We start from the raw sequence: 16,320 nt of genomic DNA, 5'->3' as shown, positions 1-16,320 counted from the left end.
CGGGCCCGGGACGGCCTCCCGGCTCGAAGAACAAGCACCGAGCCAGGCACCACGACGTCGGCAAGACCGTCAAACGCGCCGAGTCGATCAAGGAACACCAAGCCCGCCCACGTTAAACGCCAAGCTGCCTTGTGGTGCAGTATCTCGAAGCGGTGGACGTCCAGTTCCTGGGGACCGAGTTCGATCCGGTACCCGGGTTCGACCGTGTGGATTCGCGACTCGCCGACGCTGCCGAACAACTTCCTCAGTCTGCTGATGTAGTTCTGCAACGTGACTTTCGCGGTGGTCGGCGGTACCTCGTCCCACAGTGCCGCGATGAGATCATCGGTGGCTACGACCTTGTTGCCCCGCAGCAGCAGGACGGCGAGGACGGCTCTCTGCTTGGCAGCGGAGATCGGCAGTAATTGATGACCACTTGATACGGTCAAGGGACCCAGCAGCTGAATATCCAGGTTTCCGGTCACGACATACCTTTCGAAGCCAGCTCACCGGCCTCGTTCCGTCTGGCACCGGCGATCTGCTCGAACTCTCCCGGTGGGTCTATCCGGGAACCGGACACCGGACGTGCAGTGAGAGGTGTGCAAGCTGAAGTTGCTGGTCACGGGGCTGGTGTGCGTGGGCATCGGGAGCTCGTGCTGGTCGCTGGCAGGTGACTTTGGTGAAGATCATCGGTTCATCGGGCGACTTCACGGTTCGTGAGGACCAGCAAGGCCCGGGCCACCCTCGCGGCACCACCATCGAGGTCCCGATCGCTGGGAAGCCTCAGCGCCACGACCACCGCCCGCCCCCGCACCGCCCGGACTCCACAGGGTGGTGTCCGGGCGGTGGCGGCGGCAAAGTCAGTGCGAGGCTTCGCGGACCACGGCCTTATGCGCCCTCACAACCGGCGCTATCCTGTCGGCGTAGGAAGACCATGCTGCGCCACCGTCCTTGAATCGGCCGCGATACTTGAAGTTCTTGTGGCTCTTCAGGGCGGTGTGACTGATCGCCTTGTCTCCGCTGTCGTCGTACTGGAGCTTGTGATTCGCGCTGATCCAAGTTCCGGAACTCGCAGAGACCGTTGTGTCATCGTAAGACGAGACCGCCGTCCAGTCCGTTCCCATGGCCGACTTGCTGGGAGTCTGGGGAAGGTCGTCGAGGAAGTCGCTGCCCGGAGCCATTTGATTGCACTGCCGCGGAGTATTCATGAACGCGCCGCACAGGGTGAGCTGACCCATGCTCGCCCCATTGTGCGGAGTGCCGAGTGTGACAACGTCCTCGATGTAGAGGTACGGCGGGAAGCCAGGGCTGCCCTTCTTGACGTGGTACAGCGCGGCGCGGACCACGAGGCCGCCCATGGAATGGGCGACCACGTCGACCTTCTGGCCGCCGTACGGGGAGCTGGAGTAGGCGTTGTAGACGCGGTTGGCGAAATGCCTGGCTATCGTCGTGAGGCTCGTTTCACGTGTGCCGTAATCGCCGTTCGAGTCCTTGAACCGGGTGGTGCAGCCGTTTGATCCCGACTCATTCTTGTAGTAGCTGTACGTGATCAGCTGGTTGTCTGCATACTCGTTCGACTTGAAGTAAGCGATCGCGCTCGCCCAATACTCCCGGCAGTTGGTCGCCGCCGCGCCGCTGGGATCGAATCCGTGCACAAAGATCACCTTGCCGGGGCCGTTCTCCCGGCTCGGCGCGGCGTTTGCCGGGGCAGCCGCCACGAATGTGATCGCCATGGCGAGAAGTGCGCTGAGGAACAGCGTGGTTGAACTTCGGGATCTTCGCATGGCCCTACCCCTCCGGGTAATCAGGTTGAACTCGTAGAGATCGGGTGTCCGATCAGAGTGAACGTGCTGGATCACTGGCCGCCCGTACGGACAGGGCCGCCGAACCTCGAATGACACCCCGGATCCCTCCCCGGGCGTCCCGGTTCTGAAGGCTAGACGGCGGGACTCGCGATGGGCATGTCACGCGAACGCGTGACAACGCGGCGAGATGCCGCGCACACCTCCCGTTGGCCGCGCTCGGTAACTTAGGTTGAGCGGCGGGTTCCGTCGGTACCCGGGGGGTAACAGGGGGAGCACCATGGGGAATACGGCCAAAACCCTCAATTCGCCAGGCGGAGGCGGGAATTCGCCAGATGGAGGCGGTGGGTCGACGCAGGGGCCCGCCCAACACCAGCTTCAGCGCAAGTCCGCACGCCTGTCCGCGGTCCTGAGGGCGACCAGTGCGGTCGGAGCGGCCCTGGTCGCTGTGGTCGGCTTCGCACCGCCCGCACGCTCCGTCTGGGTGGCCGTCGCTGTCGTCGGACTGCTGGTGTGGAGCGGCCTGTTCACCGTTGTGATGTTCAGGCCGGGACCGTATCCCTGGCTCTGTGCCGGTGACACCGCCGTCGTTGTGGTGCTCTGTCTGGCGCACGGCAGGCTCGTCCCGGCCGAGGTCCTGGAAGCGTCAGCGGGCTCCGGATGGATCGACATGGTTGCCGGCACCGGTGTCTTCATCGCACAGTTCACGCTGCGGCAGCCCTGGGCGATGGCCGCGGCGCTCGCCATCGCGGCGGCCCACGCGATGGGCGCCGGGGTACGAGAGGCCTCCGTCGTCCTGGTGCTCCAGGGGCTGCTCGCCGCCGTTGTCGCCGTCCTGCTGCGACATGGAGCGCGCCGGGCGGATCTCGCACTGTCCGAGGAGGCGTCGGCGCGTGCCTCCGCGCGGGCCCGGTCCGCTGTCCGCACTGATGAGCTGGACCAGCAGCGGCTGCTGCACGACACCGTGCTCGCCACGCTCACCATGGTGGGTACCGGCAGCATCACCCGTGACTCCGCCGCGCTGCCGGAACGGGCCGCGGCCGACTTGGCCGTCATCGAAGCCCTGCGGGCACACCCCGGCGTGGCACGCGATGTGGCGCACGACCCCGCGCCGCTGGATGTCGGGCTGCGCACTGCCGTACTGACGCGCCGCGTCGGCCTTCCATCACTGGACATCGAGTTCGACGTGCCACCGCTGGACCTCCCCCACCAGGTCGTGGAAGCCCTCTCGCAGGGGATCGCCGAGGCCCTGGCCAACGTGGCCCAGCACGCGAACACCCGCGCCGCCCGGGTCTCGGGCCGACGCCTCGGGCAGGGCGCCACCGTCGAAGTCCGCGACAGCGGAGCCGGGTTCGACCCGGCGGCTGTTCCCCCCCACCGGCGCGGCCTGCGGGAATCGGTCTACGGCCGGATGCGTGCCGTGGGCGGCAGCGCCCGAGTGGTTTCGTCCGTCGGGGCCGGCACCCGGGTCGTGCTGAGGTGGGAGCCATGAGCACCGGCGTCGTCGAGGGCGTGGTCGCCACCCGCTTCGCCAAGGCCGTCAGTATCGGGGTGGTGGCGATCGTGGGCGTCTGGCACCTGGGTCTGGACACCCTGCTGGTACTCAGGGGCTGGCCGATGTACGAGCCGCAGGTCGCCGCCGCGGGCGCATGGCTGGCCCTCGTGGTCATCCAGACGGCCGGTTCCGTCCTGCTGCTGCGTTCCGCGCTCAGCGCGCACACCGCGCGAATGCTGGCCGGGGCGGCGCTGATCAGCGGCGTCGTCGCCACCGCCACGTACCCGCCGGGCGCAGCGATCGGCGACGTGAGCTGGGCGTGGAACACCGTGGGCTGGTTCGGCGTGCTGCTTCTGCTGCAGCGTCCCCTGTGGGAGCTGATCACCCTGCTCGGCGCCAACACGGCCGTCACGGCGGGCTTCCTGGCCGCCGACGGCGCGCTTGACCACGTCACCGTCTCCCGTCTGCTGGCCGCGACCTACACCACCGCCGGTATCCAGCTGACCTTCGCGTACCTGGCCCGGCAGCTCAATAGCGGTGCCAGGGAAGCCACCGAGGCCGCCGCGGCACACGCGGAGCACCTCGCCCGTGCCACCGCCGACGAGACCGTGCACACCGAGCGCCGGCGCCGATACGAGCATCTGCGCGGCAGAGTGGAACCGCTACTGCGTGGTCTGACTGAACGCCGACTGGACCCGGGGGACGCCGTCGTACGCCAACGCGCCGCCGTGGAGGCGGCACGCTTGCGGAGGCTGTTTGCGGAGACGGACGATACCCCGCACCCGCTCCTGCACGAACTGCGGGCGTGTGCCGACATCGCCGAGCGGCGCGGGGTACGCGTCACCCTGCTGAGCTACGGAGACCTGCCCGCGCTGCCGACATCCGTCCGCCGGGAACTGGCGGAAGGGGCCCTGCTGGTCCTAGCCGCCGCAGCCACCGAGGCGCGGGTTACTCTGCTGGCGACGCCGGAGGAGGTTGCGGTGAGTGTGGTGGCCGACGCCCCGCCGGAGACGGTCGTGGAACCGCCGAGCCTGCTTGCCGTGTCCTTCCTGTGCGACCAGGAGGGGGACCAGTTGTGGTGGGAGACCCGATATCCGGTGCGACCGGCTCGCTGACCGTTGCCATCACCGACGATCACCCGGTCGTCATCGAAGGCATTCAGACTTGGTTGTCCGAGGAGCCGCGCATCTCGGTGGTGTACACAGGCGAAACCGCCGATGTGCCGCCCGGCGTCGCGGATGTCCTCATTCTCGATCTGAATCTGCACGGCAGACTCGCCATCGACGCTGTCGCCACACTGGCTGCGGCCGGCCAACGGGTCATCGCCTTCTCGCAGTTCACCGAGCAGCGAGTGGTGCTCGAATCGCTGGAGGCCGGAGCGTGCGAGTTCGTCGCGAAGAACGAGGGACGGGCGCACCTGGTGAACGCGGTGCTGGCGGCGGCGGGAGACAGGCCGTACGTCACCCCGACGGCCGCGGGTGTCCTCGTGGGTGATCGCGGCGCGAACAGGCCCCAGCTGTCCTCGCAGGAACGTACCGCTCTGCTGTGGTGGTTCCAGTCCATGTCGAAGGCCTCGGTCGCCCGGCGCATGGGTGTATCGGTCCACACCGTGGACGTGTACATCCGCCGGGCGAGAGTCAAGTACGCACAGGTCGGCAGAAACGCACCGACGAAGGCAGACATGCTGGCCCGCGCGATCGAGGACGGCTTGGTGAAGCCCGACGACATCACAGGCTACGAGTCAGCCGCGGCTGGCGGGGGCTGACCGCCCCGAAGGCCACCCGTGCGATCCCTACCTCTACCGCGAGGTGCCTCCGTGTCAGGACCACAGTTACTGGGCAATATGCATCGTGAAGTCGCAGGTCACAGGTCTGGCGTGAATGACGAGTTGGGTACTCGTGCCGGTCCGCGGCCGATGACCATGGCGTAGATCGTCGGGCAGGTCCGGCTCCGGCGGGATGCCGAGTTCGGCTGCGCCCACGACCGACCCCCGCCTACGTCCGTCAGCAGGTCGACACGCCGTGAGAACGCGGGAGGGCGCGGGAGATGCAGGAACGGCAGTGGATCACGGCCCGCCGGAGCGAACTGGACGCCCTCGCCGAGGAGTTGGCCAAGCAACTCCAGGAGGTCCAGGCCGAGCGGAATGAACTGGCGGTCGCGGAGCGGGTGTTGAACCGCCTGGCCGAACAGGCCCGGGGCCGACGCCGGGGCTGTCGCTCCGGTACCGGCGCAGGTGGCCGGACGGGCAGTCCTGCTCATCCCGCACCGCAGCGACGCGGCCGACGAGGGCGCGCTGCCCGGCGACTACCGCAAGATCCTGGCGATCGTGCGGGAGGCCGACGGCCCGGTGCAGGTCAGGGCAGTCGGCGAGTGGCTGGGTCTGGACGCCTCGGTGCGCGGCAAGCTGGAACCCTTGCGTGCGAAGATGACCAAGCTCGCCGACCGCGGCTGGCTGCACAAGCGGGGCGACGGGCGGTTCACCGCATGTCCGTAGTCGCGCGGGGCGCGCCCATAACTGACGCGCCCCCGACAGCAGTTGAGTTTGGTGTGAAGAAAAACAACCCTCTCGCCGAGGGCCCTGACGGCCTTGTCTACACCGCACGCCTGCCGCTGTCGAGTGCCACCCTGAACTGGCTCGCCAGTCTGGTACGCGGCCACCTGAAGAAGATCGGCTCGCGGTGGCGGGCCCTGCCCGCGGGGAAGATCGCCACCATCGTGCTCGCGGTGCTGCGCTGTGACCAGCGGCCCGGCGACCTGGCCGGCGGCAACGGAGTACACCGCACCACGGTGACCCGATGGGTCCGGGAGATCGTCGGCCTGCTCGCCGCCCGCGCCCCACGCCTGGACCGGGCTCTGAAGAAGATCGCCCGAATGGGTGGCGGCATCGTACTGCTGGACGGATCAGTGATCCGTACCCGGCGCAGAACCGGGAAGGAGAACCGGAAGAACTACTCCGGCAAGAACAAATGCCACGGCCTGCTCGTGATCGCCCTCACCGACGACCGGGGCCGACTGCTGTGGATCTCGGCGGCCCGCCCCGGGCGCACCTCGGAGATCACCGCCTGCCGGCACGACAAGCTCACCCGGAAACTGCGGGAAGTCGGGCTCGGAGCCATCGCCGACCTGGGATTCGTCGGCCTCGACGACGGCGGCCCCAACGCCGACCCGGCGGTGATCACCGGCTACAAGACCGCCCGGAACCGGCCCCTGACGCGAGGCCAGAAGCTGTCCAGGGGACCGAGGACGACGACGAGCCCGCGGTCTTCGTCGGCCTCCAGGTGACGGGCACCAGCCTGGTGGTGCAGCACGGGCGGCAGAGCGTCCTGCGGCCGGGGGACTTCGCCGTCTACGAATCGACCGCTCCCTACACGTTGCTCTTCGCCGGGGGAGTCGATCACCACTTCATCCGCGTCCCGCGCGACGGGCTCGCCCTGCCCGAGCGGGTGCTGCGTGACATCTCCGCGGTCTCCCTCGGCCGCGGCAACCCGATCGCGCAGCTCGCCTTCGCCCACCACTTCCTGCGCTTGGCCGTCAGCGAGGAGCTGGCCGAGGCCCCGTACGCCGAAGCGATCGTGGCACCGAGCATCGAACTCCTGCACGCCGCCGCGGTGTCCCAGCTCGGTGACGCCACCGGGGCCAGGGCTCCGCTGGAGGCCACACTCGGTCTGCGGATCACCGGGTACCTGCGGGCGCACCTGGCCGACCCCGATCTGTCGGCCGCGCGGGTCGCCGCCGTGCACGGCATCTCGGTCCGTCATCTGTACGCGGTGCTGGGCCGGGCCGGGATCAGTTTCGGGGAGTGGATCAGGTCCCACCGGCTGGCCGAATGCCGACGGGAGCTGGCCGGTCCGAACGGCAGACAGCGGACCATCGCGGCGATCGGGCGGAGCTGGGGCTTTGTCAACGCAACCCACTTCAGCAAGATGTTCAAGCTGGCCTACGGGATCTCCCCCCGGGCCTGGCGCGACCAGCACCACAGCCGCCCCACCCAATGAGCGGCTACCGAGCCACCCCCGATATGTTTTCTGCGGTCCTGCAAGAGGGCCGCCGGCCTCGGGGGCCTTGACCCAAGGCCGGGTAGTTAAGGGCTTGCCGATCATTAACTCGCCGTTTTGATCTCCGGTTTGGGGATGCCGAGGTGTGTGGTGAGGTCGGTGAGATCGTCGAGGGTGGCCAGTTGGGTCTCGGCGGGTTTGATGGCGTGTCCGATGTCGTGGAGGAGCCGGCGGGTTTGACTGATGGCCCGGTTGAGGGTCACGGGTGTCACGGTGAAGAGCGGGGCGATGACGACCTGGGGGAGTTTGAACCTCTGGTAGAGGATGGTGGCCAGGAGCCGGTCGACGAGGGTGAGGCCGGGGCGTCGGCCGGTGTAGAGGCCAGCGGCAGGTGTCTTCTGCCGGTCGCCGCCGCGTCGCTGATGGAGGTCTGCTTCCCGTTGAGCCGCGCGGGCCGCTGCCAACTCGGTGACCAGCGAGTCCCACTGCTCGTGCGGGATGCCGGTGAGGGCGGGATGGGTCAGCCAGGCGCGGCCGGGGCCGGCTTCGTTCTGGGGCGGGATCGGAAGGACGCCGTCCCGGCTGTGTTCCTGGGGGTGGAGGGTGTAGTTCCAGTCGCTGTGCCAGTCATGGCGGCTCAGTGGCAGGGCGTTCAGCTGCCCGTCACTGATGCGGACGCCGGTCTCGTAGAGGGCGGTGTCGAGTTCGGCGCGGACTGTCAGTCCCGTGCGGGTGGTGGTCGCTGCGATGCTGTTCACGATGACTTCATGGCTGGTCAGCGGCCTGCCTCGCCAGTTCATCGTGATGTGGGAGAACAGTCGGTGCTCGATTCGGTTCCACTTAGATGTGCCCGGAGGAAAGTGACACACGGTGATCTCCAGGCCCGTTTCGACAGCCAGCGCGGCCAGCTCGAACTTCCAGGCCCGGGTGCGGTAGCCGTTGGAACCGCCAGCGTCCGCAGTGATCAGCAGACGGTGCGAGCGCGGGTAGGTGTCGCGCCCAACCGCGTGCCACCAGCGGCGGACGGAGGCGACGGCGAAGGCCGCGGTGTCGTGGTCGGTGCCGACGTTGACCCAGCCCGTGTCCGCGGTCAGGTCGTAGATCCCGTAGGGGACCGCCTTGCCCAGATCGGCATCGGGAAAGTCGTGGGTGCGAACCCGGACCGGATCACCTTCGCGACGCCACTCGTGGCCGGCGTTCTTGTAGGTGCCGACCAGCTCCTTCTTCTTGGTGTCCACGCTGATCACCGGGTCTCCGGCGGCCTGGAAGTCCTTGGCCTGGTCGTTGATATAGCGGAACTGGCCATCGCGGTCCGGGTGTTGGGCACCTTCGATGGTCTTGGCGTTGCCTTGGAGACTGAAACCCTCCTCGCGCAGCACGGCCGCCACGGTGTCCGCCGAGACCCGGTGCCCCTGCCGGGTCAGCTCGGCAGCCAGTTGCCGGGTCGACTTCGTCGTCCAGCGCAGCGGCGACATCGGGTCCCCGCGTACATCCGGTTCCACCAAGGCCAGCAACGCGGGCCGAAGGCCCGGATCCAGGTCCACCGCACGCTTGCGGCCCCCACCGGACCTGCGCACCCGTCCCAACGGCGCCTCGCCGGACTCCAGTTCTGTCACCCCGCGCGACACGGTTCCCTCCCGGACTCCGGCCGCACGCGCGACGAGCCTGATGCCTCCATGGCCCAGCGACCGTGCTTCTGCTCCTATGGCCAGCCGCCGCTGCCGCTCGTCAAGATGCGGGAACAGCGTCGCAAACTTCGCGGCCAGGGCCGCCTCGATCCCCTCCGAACTCCCCATACCATGGCAACGAGCCTCGGAGCCGGAAGCGACGGCTTGTTTCCCGGCAAGCCCTTAGGGCTCGCAGAGCATTAACCCGTAGCTTCCCGCTGGCCGACTCGTTGGCGTGGTATGGGCGCATCGGAGGGGCAACGGGAAGTTCTGGCAGCCAAGTTTGAGGCGATCTTCCCGCATCTCGACGAGCGGCAGCGGCGTCTGCTGATAGGAGCGGAAGCCCGGTCGCTCGGCCATGGCGGGATCAGGCTGGTCGCCCGGGCCGCCGGGGTGCGGGAGGCAACTGGCCGTCCCGGTCGGGGTGCTGCCGGCCTTCGATGGTCTTGGCGTTCCCCTGGCCCCCGCCAGCTGCGCAACGCACGGGCCTCGCTGCCGCCAGGGTGGGTGATCATTGCGCCGGGTGGGCGGAGGCCGCAAGCGGACGGTCGATCTGGACCTGGGACTTCGTCCGGCGCTGCTGGCCCTTGTCGAGCCGGATGTGCGGGGTGATCCGATGTCGCCGTTGCGGTGGACGACCAAGTCCACCCGTCATCTGGCCGCCGAACTCACCCGCCAGGGTCACCGGATATCCGCCGACACCGTCGCCGACGTGCTGCGCGAGGAAGGCTTCAGCACGGTGTCGTTGGGTGCGGATGAACTGGAATCCGGGAAGGCCCCGTTGGGGCGGTGCGGGCGGGCTGTTCCGCCCCCAGATCAATTTCAAGGTAGTAGCTACTGCTGCGCCCCAGGGCGTGGTTGTTGACGTTGGGCATCAGGCGGCCGTCAACGTCCAGGAGGAGCCCTCCCAGCGCGGCCGAGCTGGTAGACGTAGGACCCGGCTCCGCCCTTGTCACCACCAGCACGGCGGCCGACTCGGGACAGGTAGCCGAGCCGCACCAACCGCCCAAGACCTTGGTCGAGTACGGCAGGATGGAGAACCAACAGGGCTCCTGTGCCGACGGATTGAGACTTCGAACACCTCCTCCAACGACACCGGAGCCCTGCGCGTTGCGGCCGAGGGACCAGTCACCCGACCGTGGCCACACTGAAAATGCTCAGTCTTGTTCGGGGGCTGGGGGTTGGTGGGCGTGGAAGGTAAGCCCTGCGATTCGGCCTGATTGGATGATGGGGCCGTGCTGAACGCCGCCGTTGATGTCGTTGTGCACGGTTCTAACTTGCGTCGCTGAGGTAGCGTCGAGCTGCTGCAACGAGGTCAGTAGGAGGCGCAGTTCGCCGCGGGTGACAGACCCGGTTTCGACGAGCTGTTGTAGGCGGACCTGCCATTGCGCTCTGACGGCATTGATGGCCTGCTCGTGCTCTGCATCGTCGGCGGTGAGCAGCCGGGTCCTCGCGTCGGCCATGTCGGCGATTGCGGTGGCGTCCGAACCGATACGTGCCAGGAACCGTGCGACAAGTTCACGGGCGTGTGTCCAGGAGTCGGTGACCATGAGGGAAACCAGTGTGGTTGCTCCCGACGCTGCTAGAGCGGCCAGCTCACTGTCCATCGTCTTCTCCTAGATGGGGGATGGGGATGGTTCATCGGGTGCGTCGGCGGAGGAATTCGGCTCATCACCGTTGTTCGGTGTGAAGGCTGTCGGCGGATCGAACCGGCGTCGTAGGGCCTCGGCTGTCTCGTGTCGGTTCTGCTGTGTGATGATGTCGGAGACCTGTTTGGCCAGCATCGCCCGCCGGTCGTCTCCCTCCGTGAAGCCCATGGCGTCGAAGAAGCCCGAGAGATGATCCGTGGCCGTCCGTTCCTGCGACGCGGGAGCCGGTTCCGCCTCCACGATTTCCGGAGCGATTCCCTCGCCGGGCCGCTGCGAGAGGAGGTTCTGAAGTCGCTCGGGGATGTCCGTGTCATTGGCTGCGGATGTGAGCTGTGCGAGCAGGGCCAGGTCCGCTACCGTCTTTTCCACGTGCTCGTCGTTCTTGGCGAGCCACCAGACCACCGCGCTGCCGGTGTCCTTGAGCACGTCCTCGCCTAGGTACTGGCGCTTGCTCTGCTCGTACTTGCGTTGGTGTTCCCAGACTGCCTTGTCCTTGCGCACGTCGGCGAGTCTGTCCAAGCGCTCCTGGTCCTGTTCGAGCAAGGTGAGGCTGATGTCTTCCGCCATCGCCTGCAAATGCCCGGTGGTGTCCGGGCACATACGACTGAGGACACCGCTGAGTTCGTGCTGTACGAGTGAGGCTCGGCCCGGTTCCCGTCTCTCGGTGACGGCGCGGGCACGGTTCAGGACCGTTTCGACGGCGAGTCCTGCCGGATTGAGGACGGGGCCGGTTCCGGGTGAGTCGAGGAGATACCAGCGTACGGTCGCCGAGAACACGAAGTTGTAGTCGTCCCAGTGGCTGGGCAGTGCCACTCGGCTGACGTGGCACTCTGTGCGTTCTACAGGGGTCGCCGTGCGTTGTTCTTCGAAGCTGACCGGCATGGAGCCGCGGCGTCGTGAGGCGATGCGGAAGGCCGCTGCGGGGAGGACGAGGAGGAGCACGGCCAGCGTCGGCCATGTCCACACGGGCCACCGTTGTGTCAGACCGACGATGGTCAGCAGCAGGCCGCATAAGACGGTGAGGAAGAGGGTTGTCGTCTTTCGTGCGGTCGTCACGGTTGAGTCCCCCTGGCTGACGGCGGCGGGGTGGCTGGGCCGAGGCCCTGGGCCACACTGATCTTGTGAATTAGCAATTCGGTGGTCTCGACGGAGCGCTTGAGACCTCCCGGGGCAGTGCGCTCGGCATCTCGGGCGCTTGCGTACAGCGCGGCGAAGGCCTCACCCCGTCGTTCCCCGCACCGCTCGGCCGCGCTGACGAGGAGGTCGAGCAGAAGCTCACCACGGCGCCCGATGCCGTCGGCCGCCCGGTGGAGCCAACGTGCCGCGTGCGGCTGCCACGTCGCCCGCGGCAGCCCGGCCAGTACCGCATGCCAGCAGGTGGTCAATGAGCGCTGCACTTCTCTCTCCTCCACCAGCGCGCGTGAGGTTTCGGAGGAATCCGTCAGCGGCACCGGATCGCAGATTCGCAGGAAGATGCCGAGGTCGGTCGGGGAGGGACTGTATCGCGCGAGGCGGTCGAGGAGCCTTCGGCGCAGCCGGCGGCTGCCAGCCAGCAGGTCGTCCAACGCCTGCAGCGCAGGCGCCGGGCCGCGCTCGCGCCGGGCCAGGTAGTACAGCCTGAGCAGAGCCTGATCCGGATGGCTGGCCGCGAGGACATCGGCGCAGATCCGGACGAGTACCTGGGCGAACTCGCCCCTGAGACGACGGTAAGCACACCACTGATAGATCCGTTCGCGGAACTCCCTGCCGTGGGCCGGATCTTCAAGACCACAGGTGAGCGCATGGACAGCCGCTTCCAGCCGCGCTCTGCTCGTCGCCTCGATGCTCCAACGCTCAGCGAGAGACGCCAGGCCGTCTCCGCGCCCGGTCCGTAGGTACTGATCGGCCAGACACGTCACCAGACCGTCACGAACAGCAGGGGTGACGTGCGCGTCGTTCAGGTCCACGATGCTTGCGGCCCATGTGCCTAGGTGGGGCCGCAGGTCGGGCATGTGGTCCCAGAAATGTGCGCGGACGGCCGAGTCGTAGTCCAAGTCTGTGAAGCGCACGTGCCCGCGCGGCCCGGTAGCGGCTGAGATCTCCGTGAGCCGCTCGGCGAGGTCCTTGTGCTGGAGGAGCGGGACCCCATCCGATGGGGAAGCGACAGTGTGCAGTAAGAGCTGGGCGGTGCGGTGGATGACATCGGCGTGTGCCCCGTGGAGCATGGAGACGGTGATCAGCAGCGCCCGCTGAGGAGCCTCGCGCAATTCGGCGACGCGTGCGGCGACTTCCTTCCGCCGGTCATTGCGTGCTCTCTTGGCGGTCGCGCACCACTGTGCGAACTCTTCGTCCGGCCGGGCGGTCTCGCGGGCACGGCGCACCAGGTCGGCGAAGTCCGCGATCTCCCGCATCGGTCTTTCCACGCCCACGAACTCGTCGACGGTGACGTCGGACCGCATGTACTGCTCGTACGGCATGCCGTGTATACGGAGGTGCCGTCTGAGAACCTGCAGGCCTGGAGGCCGCCCGATACCGACCCGGTAGTACTGGAGATCGGGATCGAGGATGCCGTCGTGCGGCATGACGACGACAAGATGTGCGTGCTGTTCGTGTACGGACTTGCGGAGCGCGGGAAGGTCGGCCCGTGCCGCGGACCACTGGTGGTCGTCGGCGCCGGACAGATCCAGCATCAACTGGTCACCATTTCCGACCAGCGCAGGGTCATGGAGGGCCAGTTCGCCCTCCTCGCCGGGCAGAAGTTCGTGGAAAACGCCACTGTCCTGGCGGCACTCCCGCAGTAGTACGCGGGCCGCAGAAGTACGCCCGCTGCCAGGATCACCGTCCAGGATGACGGTGCCGGTGTCGGCGAGCATCGCGCGGGCCTTGCCCATGCCGGGCGGGTCGACCAACACGCGTCGCAACCGACGGAGTTGGTCTTCGGCGACGCGTCGGAAGGCTGGCTTGTCCGAGTCCTGCAGGTGTGCGCCGCCGTTGACGTAGATGTTGCCGGCACCGGTGTGTATGAAGCCCTGTGGGTTCTCGACTCGTGTACTGCCCTGCTGGTTCACCGGCCATCGTCCTCGCGCCGATCCGACTCACCGAACCGATGCTGGACGTTGCCGTGGTTGTCGCCCTCGAAGTACGTCATCCCGTTCCCCGAGAAGTGCCGATCGCCCGATACGTGACGGGAGTTCTGGTAGATGCTGCCGTTGCCCGTGTGGACAGGGCCTTGAGAGCCCTTAACAACGGTGCCGCCGACGTCTCCGGTGAAGTCACGGGTCTGTACGGCCGTTCCGCTCGCGTCTCCGATCGAGTTGGTGACGGTGTCCGACGCGGGCGACGTCTCGTCGGCTCGGGCCAGGTCGTCCAGCCCGGGAACCATCTCGGCGACCAGGTCACCGATGCGTCTGATACCGCTCTCGGTGTCATGGGTGTCGAACGGAATGGACTGGAGGTCGGCGAGCCGCGCGAGTTCGGGCGGCAGATCGGCCGTGCTCAGCCGGTTGGTCTTCCGTCCGTCCAGAATGGGTACGACCGGAAGCTCACAGCTGAACGCCTCCTCGATCTCCCTGCGCACCCAGTCCTTCGAGTCGTGCAGCCTCGTTCGGAAGTTCGTCCAGTCCGGCCCGATCACGGTCAGAAGGAGGCAACTGCGTCGCAGCGCGGCCAATAGGGACTCAGGGTAGGCCTCGCCGGGGGCGATGGACCTCGATGCACGGAAGATGTGCTGCGGGCCGAAGCGTCGCGACAGTTCCTGGTCGATCAGGGCTGCGGTCTTCTCCCCGTCGCCTGTGCGGTAGTTGATGAAGACCTCTTTCACGGTGATGTCCCCCTTAGGAAGTGGACGAGCGCGATAACGTGCCGAGCCGCGGTCCGAGCTCTCGTACGGAAGGGTGGTTCGAATGGCGAGCCAGGACCCGGGCGAGACGCCGTAGGTCGGTCGTGACGGTCGCTGACCGTACTGCCGCCAGGCCGTCGAGCAGCTGTGTCGTCAGCGCACACGCGTGGTCTATCTCGCCGGCGGACGCATGGGCGAGCGCACGGCGCACGCCGTACCGCACCTGCGTACGCACTGCGTCCTGGCTGACCACGGCGAGTTGCCGATCGAGTTCCTCGCTCGCTTCCCGAGGCCGGCCGAGATCGACGAGGCACCAGCCGGTCACCATGCCGACCAGGTCGGGAAGGTGCATTGTGCCAATCACCGGCCCGTCGGAGCTGTCGTCCTCGCGGGCGAGGAGCGTACGAGCGCGCTCCAGGGCACGCAGACAGGAATTGAGATTCCCCGCGAGTGCGTGCCCTTGGGCTTCGCGTTGTGCGGCCAGCCCCCGGATGCGTGGTGGCAGTCGGCCGCTCTGCGCGCGGCGGGCCAGGCTGATGGTGTGCTCAGCGTCGTCCCGGTACAAGGTGACCAAGGCCCTTCGGACCAGCGCGTAGCCGGCCAGTGCCTGGTCACCGCCGGCTGCTGCCAGGTCGACCGCGCGCTGCGTCCACCACAGTGCCGCACGGTCGTCTCCGGTTTCCTGCACCAGCCAGCCGACATACTCGGCGTACCGGGAGCCGAGGGCCAGCAACTGCTGGCGGGTGTCGGCGTCGGTCTGAGCGGACAGTTCCCGCAGAGTGTGCGTCTGCGCGATCAGGACGGGCAGGAGCAGGCCGGGGTCCACAGTCTGGCCGAGTCTCCGGTAGTGCGTGAACAGCGAGCTGGAGACTTCCAGCATGCCCGCACACGATGCCGGGGAGACCGGGCCGGATCCGTCCGATCGCCATGTCATCAATGATGCGACGCCGGCGCCCACGACCTCTCGCCGCCCCAGGGACTGGAACCGGTTCGGACCGTCTGGCGACAACTGCATGATCCAGTCCTCCTCGTCGATGTGGCCGGGTGCTGGTTCAGCAGGTACGTCAGGAGCGGCCTGCGCGGCCAGCGCAATCAGCGCTCCGTCGGCACCTAGGGCGGCGTCGCACAGCCGAGCGAGATCACGGCTGGGTGCTTTGATTCCCCGCTCGACTTTGCTCAACTGCGCCTTGCTGTAATGCACGGCACCGGACAAGGCCGTGAGGCTCAGTCCGGCCTCCAGACGCCGCTTCCTCAGCTCCTCGCCGAACTCGGTGGACGACTGTGGCACGGAAACCTCCAAAGCCCATCCACCCAGACCGGGTTGGTGCTGCACGAAAGAGTGCGGTAGCCCCTCCCGGGCGGACAAGGCGATCGATGCTGTTTCCCGTTTCCTTCTCCGACGGCGGGGCGCAGCATGCGCGGGGGCTGAACTTGTGCCGGTCGCAGAGCCGGGCGTGGCAACAGGCCGATCCCGCTTGGCGCGGCACAGCCTCGCTGCGGGCTGGCAGCTGCCGGTCGACCACGCGCCGGAAGGCGGGTGTCGGTGGTGCGGGCTCGGGCGGATACCGGGTCTTGCCGACGCCTTGTTCTCGTTCGGTCCCATGGCCGGAATGAATTGCGCAGAGCTTCGAACTCCTCCATTTTGCAAACAAGTTGGGGCGCCGGTCGTTATTGTCTCCCTGCAACCACCTCCGACAGGTGGTCGCTCCACGGCATTGGGAGTCCACCTGCCCTCGCACGCCGCAGTAGGCGACGCGCCTGGACAGCTCTGGTGACTGGTCTGTGGAGGCGGCGCTTGCGTCGTCATGCAGTTGAGCACCGCGCTCCTGTGTAGTGCACCGATGACGCACCCGTCTCCACCGTGTCCTCCCGTACCCGCACCCCGCGGCCACACACCAGCGCCTCGCTCGCCGACT

At 67.6% G+C, this 16,320-nt stretch carries 12 protein-coding genes and 3 pseudogenes; 7 read left to right on the top strand and 8 right to left on the bottom strand.

Translation table 11 applies throughout. The features are described 5' to 3' along the window. Positions 1–245: 245 nt before the first annotated feature. Both ACTWQR_RS30930 and ACTWQR_RS30925 read right to left on the bottom strand, forming a co-directional pair. Positions 246–464, bottom strand: a pseudogene (locus ACTWQR_RS30930) (AfsR/SARP family transcriptional regulator); the annotation flags it as partial. A 375-nt stretch (positions 465–839) separates the two neighbouring features. Beyond that, complete coding sequence (locus ACTWQR_RS30925) at positions 840–1,712, bottom strand: esterase/lipase family protein (protein ID WP_443230500.1); 873 nt, start codon at positions 1,710–1,712, stop codon at positions 840–842. Between the two features lie 553 nt (positions 1,713–2,265). Here ACTWQR_RS30925 and ACTWQR_RS30920 point away from each other — a divergent pair. The 6 genes and pseudogenes from ACTWQR_RS30920 to ACTWQR_RS30895 all read left to right on the top strand — a co-directional run. After that, on the top strand, positions 2,266–3,273 hold the full coding sequence (locus ACTWQR_RS30920) for a sensor histidine kinase (RefSeq protein WP_443230499.1): 1,008 nt from the start codon (positions 2,266–2,268) through the stop codon (positions 3,271–3,273). Next, a complete protein-coding gene (locus ACTWQR_RS30915; RefSeq protein WP_443230498.1) occupies positions 3,270–4,391 on the top strand; it encodes a hypothetical protein in 1,122 nt (373 codons plus the stop codon). Before ACTWQR_RS30920 ends, ACTWQR_RS30915 begins: the two co-directional genes overlap by 4 nt. Continuing rightward, the gene (locus tag ACTWQR_RS30910; protein WP_443230497.1) at positions 4,355–5,041 is read left to right on the top strand and encodes a response regulator transcription factor; all 687 of its coding nucleotides are present in this window, start codon (positions 4,355–4,357) and stop codon (positions 5,039–5,041) included. Before ACTWQR_RS30915 ends, ACTWQR_RS30910 begins: the two co-directional genes overlap by 37 nt. Before the next feature lie 468 nt (positions 5,042–5,509). Next, positions 5,510–5,770 (top strand): hypothetical protein, encoded by a 261-nt coding sequence (locus ACTWQR_RS30905; RefSeq protein WP_443230496.1) that lies wholly within the window; start codon positions 5,510–5,512, stop codon positions 5,768–5,770. 53 nt (positions 5,771–5,823) lie between these two features. Further along, positions 5,824–6,558 (top strand): transposase family protein, encoded by a 735-nt coding sequence (locus tag ACTWQR_RS30900; RefSeq protein WP_443230495.1) that lies wholly within the window; start codon positions 5,824–5,826, stop codon positions 6,556–6,558. Next, a pseudogene (locus ACTWQR_RS30895) lies at positions 6,519–7,271 on the top strand (helix-turn-helix domain-containing protein); the annotation flags it as partial. The gene ACTWQR_RS30900 and the pseudogene ACTWQR_RS30895, both read left to right, overlap by 40 nt. 104 nt (positions 7,272–7,375) lie before the next feature. Here the strand turns inward: ACTWQR_RS30895 and ACTWQR_RS30890 are convergent. After that, entirely contained in the window at positions 7,376–9,067 is a 1,692-nt protein-coding gene (locus ACTWQR_RS30890; protein WP_443230494.1) for an ISAzo13 family transposase, read from the bottom strand. A 111-nt stretch (positions 9,068–9,178) separates the two neighbouring features. Between ACTWQR_RS30890 and ACTWQR_RS30885 the strand changes: the two are divergent. Next, positions 9,179–9,674: pseudogene (locus ACTWQR_RS30885) on the top strand (ISAzo13-like element transposase-related protein); the annotation flags it as partial. A gap of 421 nt (positions 9,675–10,095) precedes the next feature. Here ACTWQR_RS30885 and ACTWQR_RS30880 read toward each other — a convergent pair. Genes ACTWQR_RS30880 through ACTWQR_RS30860 form a run of 5 tightly spaced genes read right to left on the bottom strand, consistent with a single transcriptional unit; the run spans position 10,096 to position 15,692 of the window. After that, positions 10,096–10,545: a hypothetical protein gene (locus ACTWQR_RS30880; protein ID WP_443230493.1), complete on the bottom strand. Its 450-nt coding sequence runs from the start codon at positions 10,543–10,545 to the stop codon at positions 10,096–10,098. Positions 10,546–10,554: 9 nt separating this feature from the next. Beyond that, positions 10,555–11,643 carry a hypothetical protein gene (locus tag ACTWQR_RS30875; protein ID WP_443230492.1) on the bottom strand — a complete coding sequence of 363 codons (1,089 nt, stop codon included), beginning with the start codon at positions 11,641–11,643 and terminating at the stop codon, positions 10,555–10,557. Next, a complete protein-coding gene (locus tag ACTWQR_RS30870; protein WP_443230491.1) occupies positions 11,640–13,634 on the bottom strand; it encodes a hypothetical protein in 1,995 nt (664 codons plus the stop codon). Before ACTWQR_RS30870 ends, ACTWQR_RS30875 begins: the two co-directional genes overlap by 4 nt. Continuing rightward, a complete protein-coding gene (locus ACTWQR_RS30865; RefSeq protein ID WP_443230490.1) occupies positions 13,631–14,386 on the bottom strand; it encodes a toll/interleukin-1 receptor domain-containing protein in 756 nt (251 codons plus the stop codon). Before ACTWQR_RS30865 ends, ACTWQR_RS30870 begins: the two co-directional genes overlap by 4 nt. Before the next feature lie 13 nt (positions 14,387–14,399). Next, a complete protein-coding gene (locus tag ACTWQR_RS30860; RefSeq protein ID WP_443230489.1) occupies positions 14,400–15,692 on the bottom strand; it encodes a helix-turn-helix domain-containing protein in 1,293 nt (430 codons plus the stop codon). Between the last annotated feature and the right edge of the window lie 628 nt (positions 15,693–16,320).

Origin of the sequence: Streptomyces sp. 2A115, from assembly GCF_052245575.1 — a bacterium.
In the GTDB taxonomy this organism is placed as follows: Bacteria; Actinomycetota; Actinomycetes; order Streptomycetales; family Streptomycetaceae; genus Streptomyces.
This window is presented reverse-complemented; position numbering and strand designations above follow the sequence as displayed.

Excerpts from the sequence above, each read along its gene's own strand:
- ACTWQR_RS30880 (WP_443230493.1), bottom strand. The coding sequence starts at position 10,545 with ATGGACAGTGAGCTGGCCGCTCTAGCAGCGTCGGGAGCAACCACACTG.
- ACTWQR_RS30925 (WP_443230500.1), bottom strand. The coding sequence starts at position 1,712 with ATGGCGATCACATTCGTGGCGGCTGCCCCGGCAAACGCCGCGCCGAGC.
- ACTWQR_RS30915 (WP_443230498.1), top strand. The coding sequence starts at position 3,270 with ATGAGCACCGGCGTCGTCGAGGGCGTGGTCGCCACCCGCTTCGCCAAG.
- ACTWQR_RS30890 (WP_443230494.1), bottom strand. The coding sequence starts at position 9,067 with ATGGGGAGTTCGGAGGGGATCGAGGCGGCCCTGGCCGCGAAGTTTGCG.